Raw genomic sequence first — 21641 nt, 5'->3', positions numbered from 1 at the left:
CTATTTATTCATTCTACTTTTTCTTCCGGCGCCTATTTCATAGCATTCTTTACAACCTCTTGGTCTGTTCGTTTTACTACCCTTTCTGCTATAAACAGAGGCCTGCCATTCGTGCCCTTTATCGCAAATCCACCAAACCTTTTTACTAGAACCGGCTGTTATATGATAAGGTGTAAGATCTTCATTTTTGGTTGGATTCCATTGAGCAGCAAGCTTTGGATTAACCGTAGCTAAACAATTATCACTTCCAACCTTTTTTCCTACACAGTATGGACACCCTTTCCCCCTACTCCGATGTTTCGGAGCAGCCCTGTAAGAATGTCCCTTAGAGCATTTCCACCAAAATTTCTTATTAGAGTTAGGGAGAATATCAAAGGGAGTAAGGGTTTTATTCTTATCATAATCCCATTCTTTTGCTAGCTCTTTTTTTACTGTACCTAGTGATGTTTCAGTTGTAGCTATTTGTCCATCACAGACCGGGCAACCATGTCCCTTTTTTCGGGTAGAAGGTGCTGATTCCCAACTGTGTCCCTCTTCACAAGTCCACCATAGTTTGAAATTAGAACCGTAAGAAAAGTGTTCTGGTCTAAACGGAAAGTTCTTTTCTAAATCAAATTGTTTTGTTAACAAACTACTATTTTGTTTTATATTATTTCTCTGTTCTATAGGAAGTACTTGACTAAGGATTTCAAATCTTTGTTCTTCTATATGGATATCTTTTAAAGCCTCTATTCTATGTATTTCTTCTGCTGAAAGGCTTACTTTTTTGGTTATATATTGTAAAGAAGCCATGACTGCTTCCTTAAGCGGATTTCTATTTTTATTTGAAAACGTAATATTAATAACCCCTTGTAATGGAACTCCAGATAACCCTTGTTCACGCATTCTAATAAGAAAATCGCAGAAATTAAGAAGCTGCCTACTTTTTTCACTATCAATTGAAAGTCTGTCCCGGTGATGAAATTCACTATCGTACTCCAATATTAATTTGTACTTTGGTACATAAATATCAACCTTGTAACTTTTGTCCCCAGCTTCTATCTCGTGATTTAATTTAACCTCTTTAAATACTCTTTTATAAAAATAACCAAATGCTAATTCTTCAAAAGATACGTTATACTTTTCATTACATTTTGGACAAGCTGTTTTTTGACTAGTCCGATGGTTAGGTGTAGTTTGCCATTTATGATTACACTCTTTACATATCCACCAAACTTTTTTATCTGAATAAGCATGTATCATATTCGGCTTCAATTTCCCATTTCTAGTTGGATGCCACTCTTCTAGTATCTTAGGATTAACAGTTGCTAAAGAATTTTCTTCTGTTACAACTTTACCTGCGCACTTCGGACAACCATTTCCTTGTTTTCTATTTGAGATTGTAGATAGCCATGGATAACTACATTTAGAGCACTTCCAATATACTTTTCTAGAAGATCCTGCTGTTACATCATCCGGTGTTAAATTCCCATTTTTGTTAGGGTGCCATTCTAAAGCCATTTTAGGGTGAGTTTTGGTTAATGGCTCTTGGAATCTACCAAAACAAATAGGACAGCCACTCCCTCGATTCCTTGAATTTATCCTAGCTTCCCATTCATGCCCTTTCTCACAAAGCCACCATGCAAAATTATTGGTACCAGCTGCAACATCATCAGGTGTTATAGGAGTATTTTTTGATGGATGCCATTCTGAAGCTAACTTTGGGTTTCTTTGTGATAGGGGGGTAAACTTTTTTGGCATTTTTGAACTCCTTACTACAAATTTATAAATTGATATAAGACATCTGCTGTATTTCGTAATTGTTTTTCAGAATAATCACATCCGTTATATTTTACCATTCCCACCCAGTACAACCATAAATAATCATTAAAACTATTAGAAAATTTTTCAAGTCTACTAATGAGGTTTTCTAACAATTGATGATTCCTTAAACAAAAAAATGGCCCACCTCCCTGTATGGATTTGAGCCTAATGAATCATATTTTTCTATAGTAATAGAATGCTTAAAGTTCCTCTTCTTTCTTTATTCTATAATGATTTTGTTCTAAGTGATAATCGTCCCGCTTTGCTTTGAACTTTTCCATTCTTCCCGACTCCAATAAAGGGTTTATAACACCAAATGAGGTCTTAAAATAAACATCCGCTCGTTTATAAAAGCCATTATTTCCTTTAACACCCTTGGTTCTTCACAATACTTCAGTAACTCCGCAATCTCGGGCCTGTTCCGTAGCGCTTCGTGTCGTTCCGGGACTTTTCCTTTTTCTCTTCTGCCATTAGCTCAAGGAAAGGTTCATACGTTTCAACGGTTGTCCATTCGAACCCGAAGCTTCTCCCCTATTAAAAGAAGAAGATCAACAACCGGTCACCCTCACAATATTAAACCACAACCCCATTCTAGCATTATCTATTAAAATAAAGAACTATCAATCTTCGACAAATCTCGGGGAGTGACAGGCACCGACATTTTGATTTCCACCTAGACCTTCTCAAGACAACCATTACTAAAAAAATGGTTCCATAAGTTTATCTCAGAATCAAATACATATACCCTTATCTACTGATAGATAAGAGTATAAAGCTAATGTAGCAAACTTCCATCATAATCCAGAACCTGGCAGCACTTATTAACCTATCAAACTTCGACAAAACCCGGGGAATGACAGGCAACGGAATTAATGTAAATTCTGTATTAAAATAAGGACTAACCTTTTTAGAATAGATTGAGTTAGTCCCTTTATTTTCCCGATTGGGGGTCTGACCTCGAGCCGTTATAACCGTTTATTAATTTTCCCCCAATGTCGTTTAATCTGCTTACGGATGAGGCTTTTTGTTTTTAACCTAGCCATCTTAGCGTGAGCTCGGTATGCATAAGTGATAAAGTTACCTCGATCTTTATAATCGAAACCGAGATGAGTATAAATTTTATATAAATCTGTTTTTGGTCCCTTCCGATTTGTTACAAAAGCAATGCGCCGACTTGTATCGGCTTTACGATATGCACGGCAGTAATATTTAAAAAGACTCTTTTCACGTATCCGTATTGATTGGCCATTAGTTACAAAACCCAGATAATCTAACTTACTGTTTTGTTGGGATTCGTCTAAAATTATGTGGTTAGTATATAAACGTATTTCTGTTTTTTCCTCTTGAATTTTTAAACCTTGGGAGTGGTATTTTTGAATTATTTGTAGTAATTCATTCTTTTTTCCTTCAACTACTTTTGTTGATCCATTAGTGACTGGAATGACTAAAATTAAATCATCGCAGTATCTACGATAAAGTGCTTTTTGGGCATCAGCCCATGCTTTAACCTCTTGATCAAAATGAATTAAATGTACATTAGAGCAAACAGCACTCATACCAGACCCTTGTGGAATCCCATAAGGTTTTTTATTTTTGTATAGATAGCGTTCTTTAAAAGCCCGAAACTCTTCTGGGGGCATTATTTTTTTCAATTTTTTATTTTTCAAGAGCTCTTTTAGCTTTTTGACACCGTATTTTTGTATTAAATTAACATCAATGTCATTTTTATTTACATATGTAAATTGTGTAAGGTTTTTGAAAACCTTATACCAATCCTGAGACAGCTCTTCAACACCCAGAACAGTTTTGATATTTTGTTTAAGCGTTCGATGGTCAATATGATCAAAGAACTTTGTAAAATCGATAGAAATGACAACAGCTTGATTTTGGGTTAATAGAAAATCAAATACTTCATAAGCAAAATCAATATTATTTTTACCGCACTTATTATTGCGATAAGCTAAAGCGATGATGTCAATTCCTTTTCTTTTGGCATAATCATTATAAGCGTTATTTAATAAGTCACCGTAGTATTTATAGACAAAACGATCTTTGTGCGCAGCATAATATATTTCGCGTACCTTTTTCTTCTTTATCTTCTGTTCACTGACTGGGAGTGTTTTATCCTTAGAGATTGTTACATACTTGTTAAAGTTTATTTTAAAATGGATAGACGGCAAAAAAGCATGTGAAGAAACCCAATCAGGATCTTGGATTTTATCTTTCACATGCTCAATATCGACACGTTCATCAAAGTGTAAATAATACTTAGTTTCATATTTTGACCAATCAATCTTCGAAGAGCTAGGGAGGTTATGTAATTGTCGTGGCCTATTACTCTGTTTCATAACAGAAAACCTCCTAGCATTCGTTGTTGGGATTCAGAAAAGATGAATAGCCCGGTGACCACTATCTCGTTAAACATTTCAATTATAATATCAGTAAGGAGATTATTATAACTGTGATAAGTTTGATTGACAATCCAGGTTTGCTGTTGGTTATTGCACTTGTGGACATGGTCAGGTTACTTGTTGAGGTCCTTAGTAATAAGGAGGTTGACAAGCTGAAACTTATCTCTCTTGCAACCAATTTTGCAAGACACCTTCAACTAGATTGAATTAAAAATATTATATACCAATTTTCTATTTTTTTCAAAAATAAACAAAAACAACAGTTATCTTCATTCTATCACTATTTAGCTATCTAACAATCTATCAATCTTCGACAAAAATCGGGGAGTGACAGGCACCTGAATTTTCCTTATCTAATAAGTGAGCTTCGTCTACTACAACCACTGGCTGAATACCACGGATTCCTCTCATCAACTCTATTTCCCGTTGGAGTTGCCGTTTCGCATCACCTCTATAAAACTTTGCTTCTGAGCCTAATTGTTCAAGCAATCCTTTATAAAAGTGTCGAGGTGTTAATTTTAAGTCAGACAAATAGAGTACTTGAAACTTCCCCTTATCAAGTCGATCTACAAACCTGCGAATTGTGGTTGTTTTACCAGTGCCACAATCCCCGGTTAAAACGGCAAACATTTGTCTTTCTGCCGCATATTTCAGCCTCCCAAGAATTTCTTGCATCATCGGAGAGTCATATAATTTGTCCGTTGGGACATCTCTAGAAAATGGCGTATTTTCCATCCCGTAAGCAGCCTCAAACATTTTCTCCGTCCTCCTTCCAAATTGCACGGAAGGTAACTGCTGGTGTTATTTCAACTTTCCGTTCCTGGTGTTTCTTTTCCGCTGCTTTTAGTAGTCTAGAAGAGTCAGCTTCTTGTGGTTGAAGATGCGATGGAAGTGCAGGCCGTTTTCCTGCCTTTTCACCAATAACCAACTTTCTTGCTTTCCAAGGTGTATGTCCGTCATACTCAATAGTCAATTCCTCTAGATCCGAAGGATCGTAAATGATGTCTACTTGACGGCCAATAAATGAGAGACCAACTTCATATTTCTGATCCATGAAACTGATACATCCTGATTTATCAACCTTCCGTGTTTCACAATGTAAGAAGGCATTTGCCAATGTATCAGGATCAATGAAATGAAGTGCTTTCTTATCACTGCGATATGCCGAATGCGGACTAATTTTTTCACCAAGCGCAGAATGGGGTTTTTCCTGATAACACTCAGTAAGCCAGGATTGAAACAGTTCATTTAATCTTTCTAACGTTTGTGGCTTTTCAAGAGCTGCCTCACCTAGAAAAGAATCAATAACTCTATTAAATCGTTCAATTTTACCCTTCGCTTCAGGGGAATAGGGTTTTGTAAATATAAGGCGAGTACCTAATTTAGAACATGTACGAGACATCCATTTTGTTCGATACTGCTTACCATTATCAAAGTAAACAGATTCCGGTACTCCAAATTTCTGTATTGCCTGACGAAAAGTATCCTCTACAATCCTCGAATCAAGAGTTGGATAAAAGGAGGCATGTAAAACAAATCGTGTTGCGTCATCTATTATGGCTACAAGATATACCTGCTTTTTTGTCCCATTAGGACCAATAGGTAAATATGGACCATATTTAATGTCCGATTGCCACAGTTGATTACGATGCCTTTTTTGAAAGCGTCTAGCTGCCACTCCTGATTGAGAATAAAGTTTCATATGCCGAGAACTATATCCTCTTTCTGTCAATTTCTCTTGAAGAGTAGAACGTTTTAGTTGTCCAGGTACAGCCAAGCCCTCCCACTCAAGTATCTGAATGATTTGTGCAACACTTCGACTCGGGACTTCCTTGCGAAGAAGAATAGCCTGCTCCATTAAGTGCGAAGGAATCGCCTCTGATTTGGTTTGAGCATTCTTACCTTTAGGTTTTAATCCTCCAAAGCCTTCAGAACGAAATTGTGAAACGTACCTTCTTATTGTTCTTTCAGAAAGACCGCTGGTCTTACAAATCTGATCCTTCAATTGCTTGGCCTTTCCAGCATCAAGGCCTTCTTCTAATAGAGGGGCAATAAGCTGGAATCTTTGTACTGCAGTATCTTCCACTTTTTTATAATTTCTCATGATAACACTCCTCTCAATGTGTTTATCATGAGTGTAAATCAACTCTCTTCGGACAAAAATGCAGAACGGGTATGTAACCATAAATTAATATTTACAATAGGCCGGACAATTCTCGCCAGCCATCTAGGGGCATTACCCACCAGACGTCCTAATCTATGAAGTGCGGTCTCTGAACTTTCGGACGGTAAATCCAAAGGGATATTTTCCTGTTTAGTTTGAAGCATGATAGAAATAAGACAACCGACCCAATAATCTAGAAAACTTTTAACGATACAGAGTTGATTCATCTGCAGGTATATCGTGATTAATAGGGTTCGAAAGAACCAGCTCAATGCACTCTGATTCATATCTTTTATAAGGAACTAAGAAATCCGGTAATTCATGATGAATGCATTCACAATTATCACATCTTAAACGTCGAATATTATAAACTCTCGTTTCTCCTGATCTTTCTTTTGATTTCCTATCTCTAGTCCCAATAACACTCATGCTTTTTCCACAACAAGGCGATGGAATCCTCCCCGCACCCCTAACTAAAAACTCCAGTTGATGTCTTTTCAATAAGTTTGTAATCTGATACAATAATCACAGTTGTTTTAGTGGGACGTCTCCCGTATAGCTGTTGGCGCAGTTATACATTATGGGAGGCGTCTTTTCCTTTCTCCGGATTTATACGTGGACATTATACTCGTCTACTTCCGGACAGGCAATACCGTCAACTATCGGTAATTTATGGGTGTCAAAAACAATCAGAAATTGCTAGCATCCTTTCGTAATCCTCCACTCTGTATTGATTCGACACCTATACAGTAGAGGGACTTGGGGTGGCTGGCAAGTCTTTTTTTGTGCACCTATTAAATAAAGTGCAGGACTCTGCAGTTTTTACTTGCAAAGGTCTGCACTTTTATTTTGCAATAAACAGGCTGTGTATTTGCTCATTAAAATAGAGCCACCTTGATTACGAAATCGTGAGCCAATGATCAGAGTGGCTCAAAATGTAGTTAGCAAAAACAGGCCGTAATCAGTGTAACTATTCAGCTAATTTTATTATTGATTGTAACATAGGTATTGGTTGTACCATTACAGTTATGAAATTTCCGACATGTTAGTCTGGTAATCAAGGATATGGCAGATATGGTGAAAAGTCGAGAATAGAAAAGGAACCAAAGCTTATTTTAATAAAGCCTTGGTTCCCTTTATGAAACTATATTATAGTGTCAACTTTTATGACCGTAATGTCAGGCACCCAAATTTTGCTTATAAACTTTTAATCATCTAGCATTATAAATTGATTTAATACTTCTTAATAGATAAACTATATCACCCTTCTTTATGAACAGATATACCGCATACGCTGCCAAATACATAATCAAAGCAAAAGGAAAAGTTAAGGTCCACGATACTAAAATAAAAATAACTGTCATACATATTTCTAGTATTATATCTTTCTTTACTTGAACTTTTAACACTTTTGATAGGTACAATTCCGTAATGATACAACGAAACGCCAATAAAATTACAATGTTTAAAATAGATAAAGTTATATTGTTCAATATAAAAACACTTAAAGATGTCATAATTATACTTAACCCTACAGTAATTAAATTAATTACCAGCATTAATTTTTCTTTCCGAAGAGTTTTTAAATAAGTGTTAATTAACAAAAGCATTTTACCTTCATAAAGACAAATTGGAAATAATAATGCCATATAAGTTAGGCTTTCTGCATAATTTGGTAACCATGCAGAAAAAATCACTTTTGCTGGGTAATACAAAATTAAAAAACCAAGTAATGGAACCGTAATCATTGATCTCATTGTTTGGTAAATAGCAGGTAAATTTTCTTTTGAAGTCCGACGTAAGGTAGGAAATAAAACTATTGCGATCGAATTAATAAACATCATCAACATATTGCATATGCTTAATGTGAGTGATACTTTTCCAAAGGTTTCTATATCCCATTTTTTTTCGATGCAAAATCGTATAATACCAATAATAAGCATACTTGCAAAATTTGCAAACAATAATTTACTTCCAACAGAAATATTTACCCATGTCTCTTTTATACTTATCTTTATTGATGCAAGTTTACCAAACACTAATTCTTTGCATGCAAAAAACGAGTATAGAACTGAAAAAATTTTACCAATAATGTCTGCAACAATTAGGTATTCAAATTGTTCAACTCCGATAAGCAAAAATGTAATGACCAAAATAAAGTAAATTAAACGTTCTAAAATTAATATAATAGAAAATTCTTTAATTCGATTGGTAGCCTGTAAGATAAAAGTTAACAAGGAACGGGGAACTACTAATACGCCAGTTAAACAAGTCAACACAATCACTATAGTTTTACTTGTATCTGTTGCAACTGAACTATACAATAATGCAATTGAAGTATTTATGACAATATCGAATATAACTAGAAACCAATATTGAGATACGAAAACGGGTTTATACAAATCACTATATTCATGTCCCCCATAGCGTAAATAAGCTCCATCTGTTAAACCTAATGACATATATGATATATATGATGTATAAAAAAGATATAACTGCCAATATCCGTAATCATCAACACCAACAAACCTGGGCACAAGCACGATTAAAACTGTGGAAATAATTATTGACAAGCTATTAGCAATAAAAGTATAAGAAAAGTTACGAAAGAATTTTTTGAATTTATTGTTCACGTTATTGCCTCTTCTTTTATCTAATATGTGGAGATTAAATCTTCTATCAGCTTAAGCATTTTATGCTATTTTTTTACAACCTTTATGATATTTATTATACTAATTTAGTACATATTAGACATTTTGTATTTTACTAGCCCAAATAGACAATTTATTAGCCGTTTATTAATTCACATTGAAATGCCAATAAGTCTGCATATGGGCTCAAGAAAAATAGTGAAGGGAAAAACGTATTCTGGTATGGCGTACCATGTTGTACTACAAAGATAATATATTCAAATCTATTAAATGGATACTCACTTCATTGCACTACAATAACCGTGGTAGAAGGAGAAGTTGTGGGATTCAATCAAAATTTGTCCCACTTTGTTTGAACCGTTACGGTAGTTATAATGGTGCGTTTCAATTTATGAATGTAAATCTTGTTTATATTATCTAAAAGTAGATGTGACTTTCCGTATGTGTTTTGTATAAATTCCCTTCCCGACATAGCGCATTATATACATTAGTTTACAAGTAGTATCAATTAATACAATGCTCTTACGGTTTATTACTTTTGTCAAAATTTTTGTATATAAACTTCTTACACCTTCTTTTGAATCGAATACTCTTTTTACCCTCCCAATACTTTTTATTCTATTTACTTCATTTATACGTTCCTTTCTTGAAAGGGGGCTATCTTCTCTATATAAGTTGCTTAAACAAAGTATAAGATAATCTCGTTGTTTTGAAATACAATGTGTTTCAACAACTTTGTTATAGCCGAAGGCAGAAAACATCTCTACTCTTAACTTTGAAATATTTTCATATGCATTTAACATATCAGGTTTGTATTTTGAACTAAGAGTAATATTATCAAAAAAAACGTAGTGATAACTTGCATAATGTGATATATAAATATTTCGACACTGTACTATAAATTTACAATTAAACTCAAAATCTTCTAAATTACTTACACCTATTGGAAATCTAATATTATGTTGATCTATAATTTTTTTTGAATATATTTTATTACAAGGAGATTCTAATAATCTTTTGGAATCATATTCTAATAAGGCACCAGAGATGCTGCTTTTGTCATTAAATAAACCACAAATAGTAGGCTGTGATAATAAAGTATAATCATTATTAGGAAATTCATATGTTAAACCATAACATATAAGGTCATTTTCTTTTATTCTTGCCAATCCTAATACATCCTTCATGTCATTATCCCAGTAATCATCCGAATCAACAAAACAAACATATCTACCCGTCGAAAGTTTAAAACCATCATTTCGAGCAGCAGATACACCTTCGTTTAACTTTTTTAGTAATGATACTATTCTTTTGTCAGAATTCTCTAATTTCATTATAACTTCTTTAGAGTTATCATTTGACATATCATCTATAATTATTATTTCGTCAGTATCTTGAATTACATTTAGAATACTTTCCACACATTTTTCTAATGTATTTTGTGCATTGTACACTGGTATAATTACACTTATTTTTGTATCATTCATTTTTCCTGCCTCACAAATTTATGTTTTCTTAAGACTAACGGCAAAACAATCCCATATGTTGTTAACATATTGCTAAATAATCCAAAACCAAAAAGTTTCTCGCCCTCAAACATCCCGTATGCAAAAATCGATACAATGCTAGCTATAGCCAATGCACCATATTTTGAGTTTCCTTTATATACTTGAATAGCAATTTTTAATGAATATAGGATAAATACACAGGTGAAAACAAACCAAAACAAACCTCCATCAATTGCGGCTTGAAGAAACATATTATGGTACCCCGAAACACCTGCATATTCCTCAATTAAACTACTTCCATACATTGTTCCATATCCAAACAGTGGTTTGTCTGATAGCAATTGCAATCCATAATACCATATGAGATCCCTACCGGAAATCCCTTGATCGGCCTTAATTATATATTCATCAATAAAACGTGAGATCCCATCGATTTGAATTATAAAATATGAAGCACCTAGTAATGCTAATATAATAAACATCCCATGAATTCGCCTATTTTTAAGTGTAGTAAAAATGACAAAAAATATAATTGATGAAAGAATTGCCGTTCTTGAGAAGGTTAAAACCAAATTCATTGCAATAAACAAAATAGCTATTAAAATTATTGCCGTTTTGAAATTAGGTTTTCTTTTAAACCTAATTTCATCAACTAGCGCATAGGTTCCAGCTATTAAAGACAAAAATAAGAATAGTCCAAAACCATTTACATTTGTAAAATAGGAGCTAAAGTTTATCAGGTATCTTGCCTCAAAAGAGGAAATAGATGATAGATAAGAATAATTTTCGACTATATTATAGATGGAAAAAAGAACCGCAAAAATAAGTACATATATATGAATTCTTTTTAACAAGCCGTACTGATCTCTTATGTTTCTAAATATAAAATAGATAAATATAAGATTTAAAATACTAATCGTATCGTGTACTAATTGAAGTAATAAAGCTTCACCCACTAAATGTTCAAAATTTAGGAAGAAGGTACTCAACTTTAAAAAAACAGATAAAATAACGACAAGACTTATCATATCAAAATTTCTATGATATGGAATTTTTGTATTAAACCATATAAATATAAAAGGAAACAAAGAAACAATTGCATTAAATAGTGCAAAACTTGTATTTGGATTAATATGTTTTAAGTAGGGGTAAACTAGTGCTAAAAGACAAAATGAAAAAGTTAATAACTTATCATATCTTTCAATCGCACTTTTTTGAGTTAGTTTCACTTTATTATTTTGTAACATTACGTTTGCCTCTCTTAATTTTATGAAATCCATCACTTAACCATTTATAAGTAACATTTGACTAATATTAAATAATACAGTAAAAAATTATTTATATTACCCTATAATATAATAGCATTTTTATATTCTAATGGGTTTCCAGTGTTTTTTACTATAGATACCATAATACCTGATTGTCATTTGTAATAAAGTCTTTTCAAAAACTACACTGAATTAATGCAATTTACCTTTTACAATACGATTTATAATCATCTAAACCTTTTAACATATGCTTTATAGCATTTAAAAAGCTTATTTCTTTACTGTATAATTGATATTTTCTTATTGCAAATTGTATTATAAGCATTGTTGAAAATATTCTAGACATAGCATAAAAACAGGCCCCTTTATCGAAAAAATATTTTTCGTTAAACCCATTGAACCAAGTTGATTCTTCATGAGATACTAAACCTATTTCATAGGGTACATATAGTATTTTTAGCCCTTTTCTTAAGCATTCCATTAAGAAAATATTTTCTTCTCCCATGCGATAATGTTGAGATCCCGCTCCAAACAATTCATCAAATTTAACACCGGCTTTAATTATACTATGTCGTTTAAATGTTATTTCAAAAGAAGCTATTTTCATGCTGTTTATAAAATTGATGTTTTTAATTTTATCACCATATTTTTTTGAACGTTTTTTATTAGTAGTAGGAACCTGAAATGCTATTATATCAACATCCTGATATTTCTTATATGTTTCATAAATAACTTTCTCATAATTGTTATGATATACTACGTCATCATCTGCAATAATACATATTTCACCTGATGCGTTTTCTATTGCACGATTTCGACTTTTACTTAATCCCCGTTCATTATATGATAAACATCTAATCTTATTTCCATTTATTAGTACTTCTTTATTCTCCACATTATTGCATTGATTTATAATTAAAGTATCTGTTTTTATGCTCATTTTTTTGACAAGTGACATATCTTTTTGATTCATTGTTGAAACAAGCACTTCTATTTTCATAAGCATTCTTCCATTCAATGTTTATTGGAAATAAGGTGTTGGTCAATATACTGAATAAATTTTACTAATAATTACTTTGTAAATAAAAGGAACCTGAATTTTTATTCAAACGTAAAAACACCTTTTTTTAAAAAATTCTTCCCATTTTTTTTAGTTATTTATAATTTCTAAGAAGTATGATTTTTTAGACTCATTTTTATTACTCATTTCTAAAAGAGCCTTAATCACAATCTTTCATAAATTTTTTTAAAAGATATTTTTTATAATTCAATCAATCATATTTGAAATCAAATCAACTATTTTTAAATATGTTACACTTCTATCAAAATATTTTTCCGCAATTACTCTATTATTTTTCCCCATTTGAACTCTCATATTAGGATTGTTATAAAGTATTAACATGTTATCAGCAAGAGTTAGAATGTCACCTGGTGGAGAATTAAGTCCGACATTGTACTGTTCCACTAAATTTCTGTATTCGTTACTTTCTTGTGTATTTAAAACCGCAAGACCAGCAGCAGCATAGTCGCCCACTTTATTGATTATACTTGAAGCTCCTCCCTTAACGATTGGATTGACAGCAATGTCACATAATACTAACATTTTAATCATATCCTCGTATGAAAGCATCCCAGTAAATTCATGTCTAATATTTAGATTTCTGGCACATTCTTCAAATTCTTCACGTTTTGGTCCGTCACCTATGACAATAAACTTTATATTATTTATACCTCTATCATTGAGTAGTTTGATTGCTTTAGAAACAACATTAATATCGTAGCTTGTTCCCAAAGTGCCTATATATCCTACCCAAATTTCACTTTTGGGTTTAATAATTAAATTAGATTCATTTTCTACAGAATCAAACTTTTTTAAGTCAGTACCCAAAAACACACTTAATCCTTCGTTTAGGGATTTATTTACACTTAATCCTCTATTTACATATGTTTCAGATACTGCTACAATAGCATCTGCATTTTTAAAGATTTTATTAGCAGTTAATTCCATAGGCTTAAAAACAAGATCACTTATTATTGGTATATTAAATACCATTCTAAATGCTTCAGGCCATAAATCCTGAATATCAATAACAAAAGGAATATTATATTTTTTTGCAAATTTTTCGACTCTTCGCCCAATCGATATTGGGGGAAATGGACAGTATATTAAATCCGGTTTTTTACGGGCTTTCAAATATTTTATAATATTATTCGCTATTACTTCATTACTATATAGCCTTTTCAAACTAATATTTTTAGAGTATCCAGGTTCATATATTAATGTTGTTTTATAAACTAAACCTTTCAAATCAGTTCCTGAGAAAGTTCGTTGTTTTTTCGTTTTATGATAGAAAGTAGAAGCAATAATTTCTACAGCAAAACCTCTCTGGACTAGTTTTTCAGCAAGATAAGTATATCTACTATTACCAGTCTCCCCAGGAAATTGTGCATAATTTGTAACTAATAAGATATCCTTCATTTTGTCATTCACCTTGATTTTAGAGGAATTTTATTGCATATATTGTTAACAATATTTACTAAGTTTTGTCTATTTATTTCTAATTTTTCATTATCATATTTTAGTATTTTTTCTTCGAAATCTCTTATTTCACTTACTCCATCATTTATTATCTTTTGAATTTCTGCAGGATCGTTAAATTCTTTAAGGTTGATAAAGCTTCGTGAAAGGATTAACATTTGTGAACCTAGCCTATAATGTTCAGTTAATATTTTCTCAGCAGGTAGAATACCCTGCCCTGGTTTTGCGATGCCACCAAAGCCATACTCTATTCCTCTTGCCCATATTTTATTGCAGATGTACTCAACTATTCCACCACTTAATAATTCGAACATAAAATCGAGACCCATAACTAAATGTAAATCATTAAGACCGATGTGTATTTCATCTATTCCATCTACATCGAGTATTTCATCAATACGAGCTAAAGCTTGTGTCGTTTCTAATAGTAAACATGTTCTTGCCTTACACATATTTAATAAATGACGTTACCTCTTGAGGAGTTTTAAACATTGGGAGCATCACGATATCTGCACCTCTAGTAATAACTTCCTTAATCTCATATTCTGAATCTTCATTTATAGGATTAACTCTGACTAACAAGTCAGATCTGTTTAGAACCGAACGTATCTTGGTTACATCATTAATGTCATGAAAAGATATCACCGTGTCTAAATGCCCTTACGCTCAATCTTTCCGATTCTTTCTTAATCTATAAAAATACGATCTACTTCAGCGTCTTGAGCAGCTTCGGCTATATTAATATCATTTGTAATAAACATGAGTTTCATAGGCATTATTTGTTCTTAACCTCTTTTCGTTATATATTAACATAGTTATTTAAGGGTTTATTCTCTCTAAATCTACTTAAATTATCATATATTAAGTTAAACATTCTACTAGATACATTATCTGAAATAAAAGAATTATGTGGTGTTAGTATTACGTTAGGGCATTCCCAAAGAGGGCTTTTATTGGGCAATGGTTCTTCTGAAAAGACATCAAGTGCAACTCCCCTGAGTTTTCCTGTTTCGATATACTTAATAAGGTCCTCCTCATTAACGATTTCTCCACGAGAAACATTTATTAATATAGCACCATCTTTCATAGAACGTAAAACTTCAGAATTAATTAAATTTTGCGTTTTGTCGGTAAGTGGCAAAGTTAAAACTATAATATCGCACTGTTTGACAAACTCATATAAGCTGCTGCTTTGCATACATTTATCAAAGAATTCCTTTTTTGTACCACTTGTATTGAGACCTAGCACATTACACCCAAACGCCTTAACTCTTTTTGCAATTTCAACCCCTATACTTCCAGTACCGATAATCCCTATAGTTTTACCATATAATTCTAACAGCTCCCTGCTTTTCTTCCAAACTGAGTTTCTCTGATTAATTTCAAAAAAACGTGTATTTTTATAAAGTTCTAGAATTTTAAGAATCACCCACTCGGCAATTGGAATGCTGTACACGCCCCTGGCATTTGCAAGTTGGATTTTATTTTCTTTAATATTTTCAAGTGGGGCCCTATCTAATCCAGTACTGGTTAGCTGAATAAATCTCAAGTTTGTGAATTCCTTTATATCATTATAAAGAAACAAACTATTACAAACTACTACGTCAAACTTCGAAACATCAATAGTAAGCGTCACTCTCTCATCCTGAACATATGTTATGTCATAATTTAAGGCAGCCAACTGATTTAATTGGGCATCTGAGTATTGATATGCCCCTGTAATAAGAAGGTTCATACGCTTAGCCTCTCTTTGTTAGTTGCTTTCTTTGTAAATTTCTCAATGCCCTTTATAACCCTACCTGAAACTATATGCAATAAATATGCTGATATTATTATAGCAGTAGTAATTGCAATCCAATTAAGTGGGAATAACAAGAAAGTTAATCTTGGAATAATCACATATTGGACTAAGTAGATTTCCAATGTGATTATAGAAATGAAACTTATAACATTCTTAATCTTAAGAGGTAGTGCCACAAGCTTATTATCAATTCCTGCAAAACATTTAAATACAAAGTAAAGAAGTGCAAACAAAACAACTTGGTTCAATATTTGATATTCGCTTAAGTCTTCAAGGTTTGCAAATGCAAGTTTTGAACCAAAATACAAAGAAAATAATATGGTCAAAGTAATCCAATTAATTACTCTGTTCTCGTTCAAAAATTTATCTTTGTTTATCCTAAAATATGCCCCTAAAAGCATAGACTGAAAGAATAGAAAACGTATCATTGGTTCTCTTACTGTATCAATATGATAAGTTGATTTATCATATAGAAATAAATAAATTAGCAATTCAATAATAAAAATCACTATCATAACCATTGGGATGTTATTTACTAGTTTTTTTGTTCTAATAACAACATAAAAGGCTATATATAGAACAACAATTGATGCAACAAAATGATAGTAGGAAGGATATAGATAGTATTCAATTACAGTCCATTCTTTAAAAGAATAAAAACCTAACAAGATATAGAGAGTAGTAATTATCCAAACAATAGGGTATATTCTAATAATCCTTTTTTTGTACCACGAAATAAAATTTCCTTTAATATTAACAAGACAAAATCCAGAAACAGCAAAGAAAATTACATCACCTAACAATCCGCCATTTGCTATTAAATCTGTGGGATAAACTCCAACATAGTGAGCATTAGTTATTATCATTGCTGCCAATGCTCTAAGTACTGTAATAAAAAATATCATTAAGAATACCCGCCTTAAATCCCAATAAGTTCTACTTGTTTTTTTACAATATCCTCTATCTTGCTCTGATTTTCCTTAAAAAAATCTCTTCCTTTATTCAAAAGCAAATTCTCATAGTCTCTAATTTCCCGAACTCCGTTTTCAAAAACCGAATTGATCTCGTCTTTAGGTTCCTCATTAGTACTTCTATAAAAACTTCTAGATAAAATAGCCATATTTGAGCCTAAGCGATAATGCTCTGCTATAACATATTCCGCTGGCAGTATCCCTTGACCAATTCTAGCAATACCACCAAAACCATAAGGGATACCCATAGCCTTAAACTTATTACTGAGCATTTCTACTGTACCGTCTGTTAAAAGTTCGAACATAAACCTTTTATTATAGTTTAGGTGTAAATCATTAAGACCTATATGAATATAATCAATACCGTTGAGTTCTAAGATATCATCAATATTATCAACAGCCTTCTGGGTTTCACATAACAGACATACCTTTGCTCTACCTCTAACAAGTTCAATGAATACTTCAACTTCATCCTTTGTTGAAAAATATGGGAGCATGATAATATCTGCTCCGTCATTAACAACTTTATCTATTTCGTATTCTGAACCGTCATATATCGGATTTATCCGAACCAACAATTTTGCATTAGTTAATACATTTTTTATCCTTTTTACATCACTTATATGATGTCGTGAAATTACTGTGTCGAGGTGGCCCTGTCTTTTTTCCTTACCATTAATCTCAAGGTCTATGAAAATCCAATCCACACCACTTGACTCGGCAATCTTTGCGATTCTTTCATTATTTGTTATATACATTAACTTTAAAGCCATAAAAATACATCCCAACTTTCTATTTATTGTTTGCGTCACTATTCTTTTTACCATTTGTTCTATCGTGGGATTTATCTAAGGTGTAGTGTTGGTTAGAACCAACCTGACCACTGTTTTCGTTAACAGTTGCAACAATATTAACATTATCCTGCATAGTCAAAACTTTAATAATAGTTTTAATGAATATTTTCAAGTCAAACATAAATGAGATGTTTTTTACGTATTCTACATCGTATTCAATTCTCTTATCCCACTGTACATCTTTACGGCCGTTAATCTGTGCCCATCCAGTAACACCAGGTCGGGTATCAAATCGCTTGCGCTGCTCTTCTGAATATTCTTCAAGTGGCCATGGATGATACGTAAGTGTAGGTCGTGGTCCTATAATGGACATGTCCCCTTTTATGATATTAAAAAATTGAGGAAATTCATCTATACTTGTTGCTCTGATAAATTTCCCAACCTTAGTTACTCTTGCATCACCTTTAGCAGAGTAAACTCCACTTTTCTCAGCCCCTACACACATAGAACGAAATTTATAAATCTTAAAAGTCTTTCCACCTAATCCTAATCTTTCTTGCTTAAATATCACTGGACCCTTTGATTCAAGTCTTATTGCGATGGCTGTAACCAGAAGAATTGGGGATAAAACAATTAGTCCAGTTAATGATAAAATAAAATCTAATATTCTTTTTACTCTAAGGTAAGATAAATTCTTTACCATCTATCTGACTCTCCCATTTCAGCTTTTTAGAATTCAAAATACTGTCCATCCTTGTTCCTTTTGAAGTAAGATTTTCATTATATTCGAAATTTTTATTATTGTACTTATTTTCCTTTATGCCTTATAAGATTGCTTCTTTATCGACCAAACTATTAACTATTTGCAATAGGAAATCAAATAATTCTTCCTTAATTTCCTCATTCTGCAACGCAAACTCAATAGTAGTCTTTACAAACCCAATTTTTTCCCCCACATCATATCTCTTTCCCTCAAAATCATAAGCAAACACTCGTTGAATCTGATTCAATCTCTGTATCGCATCTGTCAATTGAATCTCTCCACCAGCACCAGCTTGTTGTTTGTCTAAAAACATAAAAATCTCAGGTGTAAGAATATAACGTCCCATAATCGCTAGATTAGAAGGTGCAGTTCCCGGTGCAGGCTTCTCCACAAAATTATCAACCTGGTATCTTCGACCTTCTTGCACAGAAGGTTCAACAATACCATACCGATGTGTCTCGTTATCAGGCACAGTTTGCACCCCAATCACTGATGAGTGAGTTTCTTCATATATATCCATTAATTGTCGTAAGCAAGGCGAATCACTTTGAACAATATCATCTCCAAGTAGAACCGCAAAAGGCTCATCACCAATAAAATTACGCGCACACCAAACCGCATGTCCTAACCCTTTAGGTTCCTTTTGACGTATATAATGAATGTCTGCCAAATTAGTTGAGTATCGAACTTTATCTAGTAAATCTAACTTCCCTTTTTCAAGAAGGTTTTGCTCTAACTCTGGTGCAAAATCAAAATGATCTTCAATTGCCCGTTTACCTTTTCCAGTAACGATAATGATATCTTCAATTCCTGATGCAATAGCTTCTTCGACAATATATTGAATTGTTGGTTTATCAACAATTGGCAGCATTTCTTTTGGCATTGCCTTTGTAACCGGTAAAAATCTAGTTCCAAGCCCTGCAGCTGGAATTATCGCTTTTCGTACCTTTTTCATATTCATTCCACCTTTAAAAACTTTTTTATAATCAAACCGAAAGGTTTACATCTATTAATCTTTTAATCCAATATCCTATTTCGCCGTAGCCAACACAGGTGAATGATCAAACTTATTATTAGCAACCGCAATCAATGTATCATGCATTTCCACTTCAGACATCTCTAATAGTCCGCTAATTAACTTACTTAGCACCTCAGCCTGAAGTACATTCGCTTTCCCTATATGAATTTTAGGGAAAATACTTTCAGGATGAACCTCATTCTCATTCAGCAGCTCTTCATACATCTTCTCTCCGGGACGGAGTCCAGTAAAATGTATTCCGATTTCTTCTATTGTATAGCCAGAAAGCTTGATCACGTTTTTCGCCAGGTCAACAATCTTAACCGGCTCACCCATATCAAGGACAAAAACCTCTCCACCGCGTGCTAAAGACCCTGCCTGAATTACAAGACGAGAGGCTTCTGGTATGGTCATGAAATATCGTGTCATATCCTGATGTGTAACCGTAACCGGTCCACCGGCTTGAATTTGCTTTTTAAATAAAGGAATTACACTCCCACGGCTGCCGAGTACATTTCCAAACCGAACAGCAACAAATTTCGTGTTGCTGTGTTTTGCTAGATTCTGAATAATCATCTCCGCAAAGCGCTTCGTTGCTCCCATTACGTTCGGAGGATTCACGGCTTTATCCGAAGAAATTAATACGAATGTACTAACACCGAAGGTATCAGCTGCCTCAGCAACATTCTTCGTACCGAACACATTATTCTTAACTGCTTCTCGAGGATTATATTCCATCAAAGGCACATGCTTATGTGCAGCAGCATGATAAACAACAAATGGTCGATGTTCTTCCATCACCTCAAACACCCTTGACCGATCTTGTATATCACCAATCACTGGAACAATCTCAATTTGCTCTTGATAGTGCTTTTTGAGTTCCATATCGATTTGATAAATGCTGTTTTCACCATGACCAACCAAAACTATTTTTATAGGATTGAACTTGCATATTTGCCTGCAGATTTCTGAACCAATTGATCCCCCTGCACCGGTTACTAACACGGTCTTGCCTGATACATATTCAGAGATACTGCCAATATCTAACTCTACTGGATCTCTTCCTAATAAATCCTCAACTTGAACTTCACGGAATTGATTGACTGAGATTTTCCCCGTCATTAGATCCTCTAGTTTGGGAATAATTTGTGTTTTTGCTTTCGTTTTCGCACATTCCTCGAAAATGCGATTTAACTCTTTTTGTTTTAAAGAAGGAATCGCAATGACAATGTTATCAATTTCGTATTTTTCAACTGTTTCTGCAATTCGGTACGAACCACCAACCACAGGAATTCCGAGAATATCCAATTTGTATTTCTTTGGATCATCATCTATAAATGCAACAGGCTTCAAATCGATTTCATGGTTGTTCAGTAACTGACGTGCCACCATCGTTCCGCCTGAACCAGCACCTATGATCAGTGTTTTCTTGATATTCTTTTGTTTATTCATAATATTGTCTCGGAACATTCTCCAAGAAAACCTCGAACCACCAATTAATAGCACATGCAGCATCCAGGTAATAAGTAATGCTCTTACATACGTATTATGAAAAACAATCATCTGCATTGCAGATGTCACTGCAATCGAAAACGTAACTGCTTTAACAATCGCAATAAGTTCGCCGACACTCGCATATTGCCAGGCCTTATTATAAAGATGGTAAACGGAAGCAAATAAATGATGGCACAAAAATAAGGTAATCGCCGTAACAGGCAGCATTGGAACTTCAAAAATATGAATCGTAGGATTTAGAGTCCAATAGCTTATGTAGATAGCTGTTAACATAATAATAGAATCCATTATAGAGAGTGTAGTTAATCTTTTCTTATATGTCACCTGAACATTCCCCCTTTATCTCTTTATTTGGTTAAACTAAATTGACAAAAAAATAAATATCTAATGGAAACTCAGTTGTCACTTCTCCTGATCTTTCATTAGATATTATTA

Annotated in this window: 18 protein-coding genes; 1 reads left to right on the top strand and 17 read right to left on the bottom strand. The window is 33.3% G+C overall.

Annotated elements, in window-relative coordinates; translation table 11 throughout:
* Together TR08_RS30300 and TR08_RS13390 are read right to left on the bottom strand one after the other, a co-directional pair.
* Positions 1 to 1740 (bottom strand): zinc-ribbon domain-containing protein, encoded by a 1740-nt coding sequence (locus TR08_RS30300; protein ID WP_052427453.1) that lies wholly within the window; start codon positions 1738 to 1740, stop codon positions 1 to 3.
* A gap of 1028 nt (positions 1741 to 2768) precedes the next feature.
* Positions 2769 to 4151: a reverse transcriptase domain-containing protein gene (locus TR08_RS13390; RefSeq protein WP_045518854.1), complete on the bottom strand. Its 1383-nt coding sequence runs from the start codon at positions 4149 to 4151 to the stop codon at positions 2769 to 2771.
* Between the two features lie 113 nt (positions 4152 to 4264).
* Between TR08_RS13390 and TR08_RS32535 the strand changes: the two genes are divergently transcribed.
* Positions 4265 to 4420 (top strand): hypothetical protein, encoded by a 156-nt coding sequence (locus tag TR08_RS32535; RefSeq protein ID WP_193747740.1) that lies wholly within the window; start codon positions 4265 to 4267, stop codon positions 4418 to 4420.
* A 97-nt stretch (positions 4421 to 4517) separates the two neighbouring features.
* On the opposite strand, the gene TR08_RS13385 is transcribed toward TR08_RS32535, so the two are convergent.
* The 15 genes from TR08_RS13385 to TR08_RS13320 form a co-directional block, all read right to left on the bottom strand.
* Positions 4518 to 4970, bottom strand: a complete 453-nt coding sequence (locus TR08_RS13385; RefSeq protein ID WP_045518853.1) for an ExeA family protein — start codon at positions 4968 to 4970, stop codon at positions 4518 to 4520.
* Positions 4963 to 6318: a DDE-type integrase/transposase/recombinase gene (locus tag TR08_RS13380; protein WP_045518851.1), complete on the bottom strand. Its 1356-nt coding sequence runs from the start codon at positions 6316 to 6318 to the stop codon at positions 4963 to 4965. Before TR08_RS13380 ends, TR08_RS13385 begins: the two co-directional genes overlap by 8 nt.
* A 264-nt stretch (positions 6319 to 6582) precedes the next feature.
* Positions 6583 to 6807 carry a DUF6431 domain-containing protein gene (locus tag TR08_RS33155; protein ID WP_238579133.1) on the bottom strand — a complete coding sequence of 75 codons (225 nt, stop codon included), beginning with the start codon at positions 6805 to 6807 and terminating at the stop codon, positions 6583 to 6585.
* 782 nt (positions 6808 to 7589) lie between these two features.
* Positions 7590 to 9011: a lipopolysaccharide biosynthesis protein gene (locus TR08_RS13375; RefSeq protein WP_045518849.1), complete on the bottom strand. Its 1422-nt coding sequence runs from the start codon at positions 9009 to 9011 to the stop codon at positions 7590 to 7592.
* Between the two features lie 431 nt (positions 9012 to 9442).
* Entirely contained in the window at positions 9443 to 10516 is a 1074-nt protein-coding gene (locus tag TR08_RS13370; RefSeq protein WP_045518845.1) for a glycosyltransferase family 2 protein, read from the bottom strand.
* Entirely contained in the window at positions 10513 to 11784 is a 1272-nt protein-coding gene (locus TR08_RS13365; RefSeq protein WP_045518843.1) for an O-antigen ligase family protein, read from the bottom strand. Before TR08_RS13365 ends, TR08_RS13370 begins: the two co-directional genes overlap by 4 nt.
* A gap of 223 nt (positions 11785 to 12007) precedes the next feature.
* Positions 12008 to 12805: a glycosyltransferase family 2 protein gene (locus TR08_RS13360; protein WP_045518842.1), complete on the bottom strand. Its 798-nt coding sequence runs from the start codon at positions 12803 to 12805 to the stop codon at positions 12008 to 12010.
* 267 nt (positions 12806 to 13072) lie between these two features.
* Positions 13073 to 14284 carry a glycosyltransferase family 4 protein gene (locus TR08_RS13355; protein ID WP_045518841.1) on the bottom strand — a complete coding sequence of 404 codons (1212 nt, stop codon included), beginning with the start codon at positions 14282 to 14284 and terminating at the stop codon, positions 13073 to 13075.
* A gap of 8 nt (positions 14285 to 14292) precedes the next feature.
* On the bottom strand, positions 14293 to 14658 hold the full coding sequence (locus tag TR08_RS32970; RefSeq protein WP_238579132.1) for a hypothetical protein: 366 nt from the start codon (positions 14656 to 14658) through the stop codon (positions 14293 to 14295).
* 485 nt (positions 14659 to 15143) lie between these two features.
* Positions 15144 to 16079: an NAD(P)-dependent oxidoreductase gene (locus tag TR08_RS13345; protein WP_045518840.1), complete on the bottom strand. Its 936-nt coding sequence runs from the start codon at positions 16077 to 16079 to the stop codon at positions 15144 to 15146.
* Entirely contained in the window at positions 16076 to 17050 is a 975-nt protein-coding gene (locus TR08_RS13340; protein WP_045518839.1) for an acyltransferase family protein, read from the bottom strand. The genes TR08_RS13345 and TR08_RS13340 overlap by 4 nt, the downstream gene beginning before the upstream one ends.
* Before the next feature lie 14 nt (positions 17051 to 17064).
* The gene (locus TR08_RS13335; protein WP_045518836.1) at positions 17065 to 17889 is read right to left on the bottom strand and encodes an aldolase/citrate lyase family protein; all 825 of its coding nucleotides are present in this window, start codon (positions 17887 to 17889) and stop codon (positions 17065 to 17067) included.
* A gap of 19 nt (positions 17890 to 17908) precedes the next feature.
* Entirely contained in the window at positions 17909 to 18613 is a 705-nt protein-coding gene (locus TR08_RS13330; protein WP_081954472.1) for a sugar transferase, read from the bottom strand.
* 121 nt (positions 18614 to 18734) lie between these two features.
* On the bottom strand, positions 18735 to 19628 hold the full coding sequence (galU, locus tag TR08_RS13325) for a UTP--glucose-1-phosphate uridylyltransferase GalU (protein WP_045518834.1): 894 nt from the start codon (positions 19626 to 19628) through the stop codon (positions 18735 to 18737).
* A gap of 75 nt (positions 19629 to 19703) precedes the next feature.
* Entirely contained in the window at positions 19704 to 21530 is a 1827-nt protein-coding gene (locus TR08_RS13320; RefSeq protein ID WP_045518832.1) for a polysaccharide biosynthesis protein, read from the bottom strand.
* Positions 21531 to 21641: the final 111 nt, after the last annotated feature.

It is taken from the genome of Neobacillus niacini (assembly GCF_000759675.1).
GTDB lineage: Bacteria > Bacillota > Bacilli > Bacillales > Cytobacillaceae > Neobacillus > Neobacillus niacini_A.
Note: the sequence above shows the minus strand (reverse complement) of the source record. Positions and strands in the feature narration are given on the sequence as shown.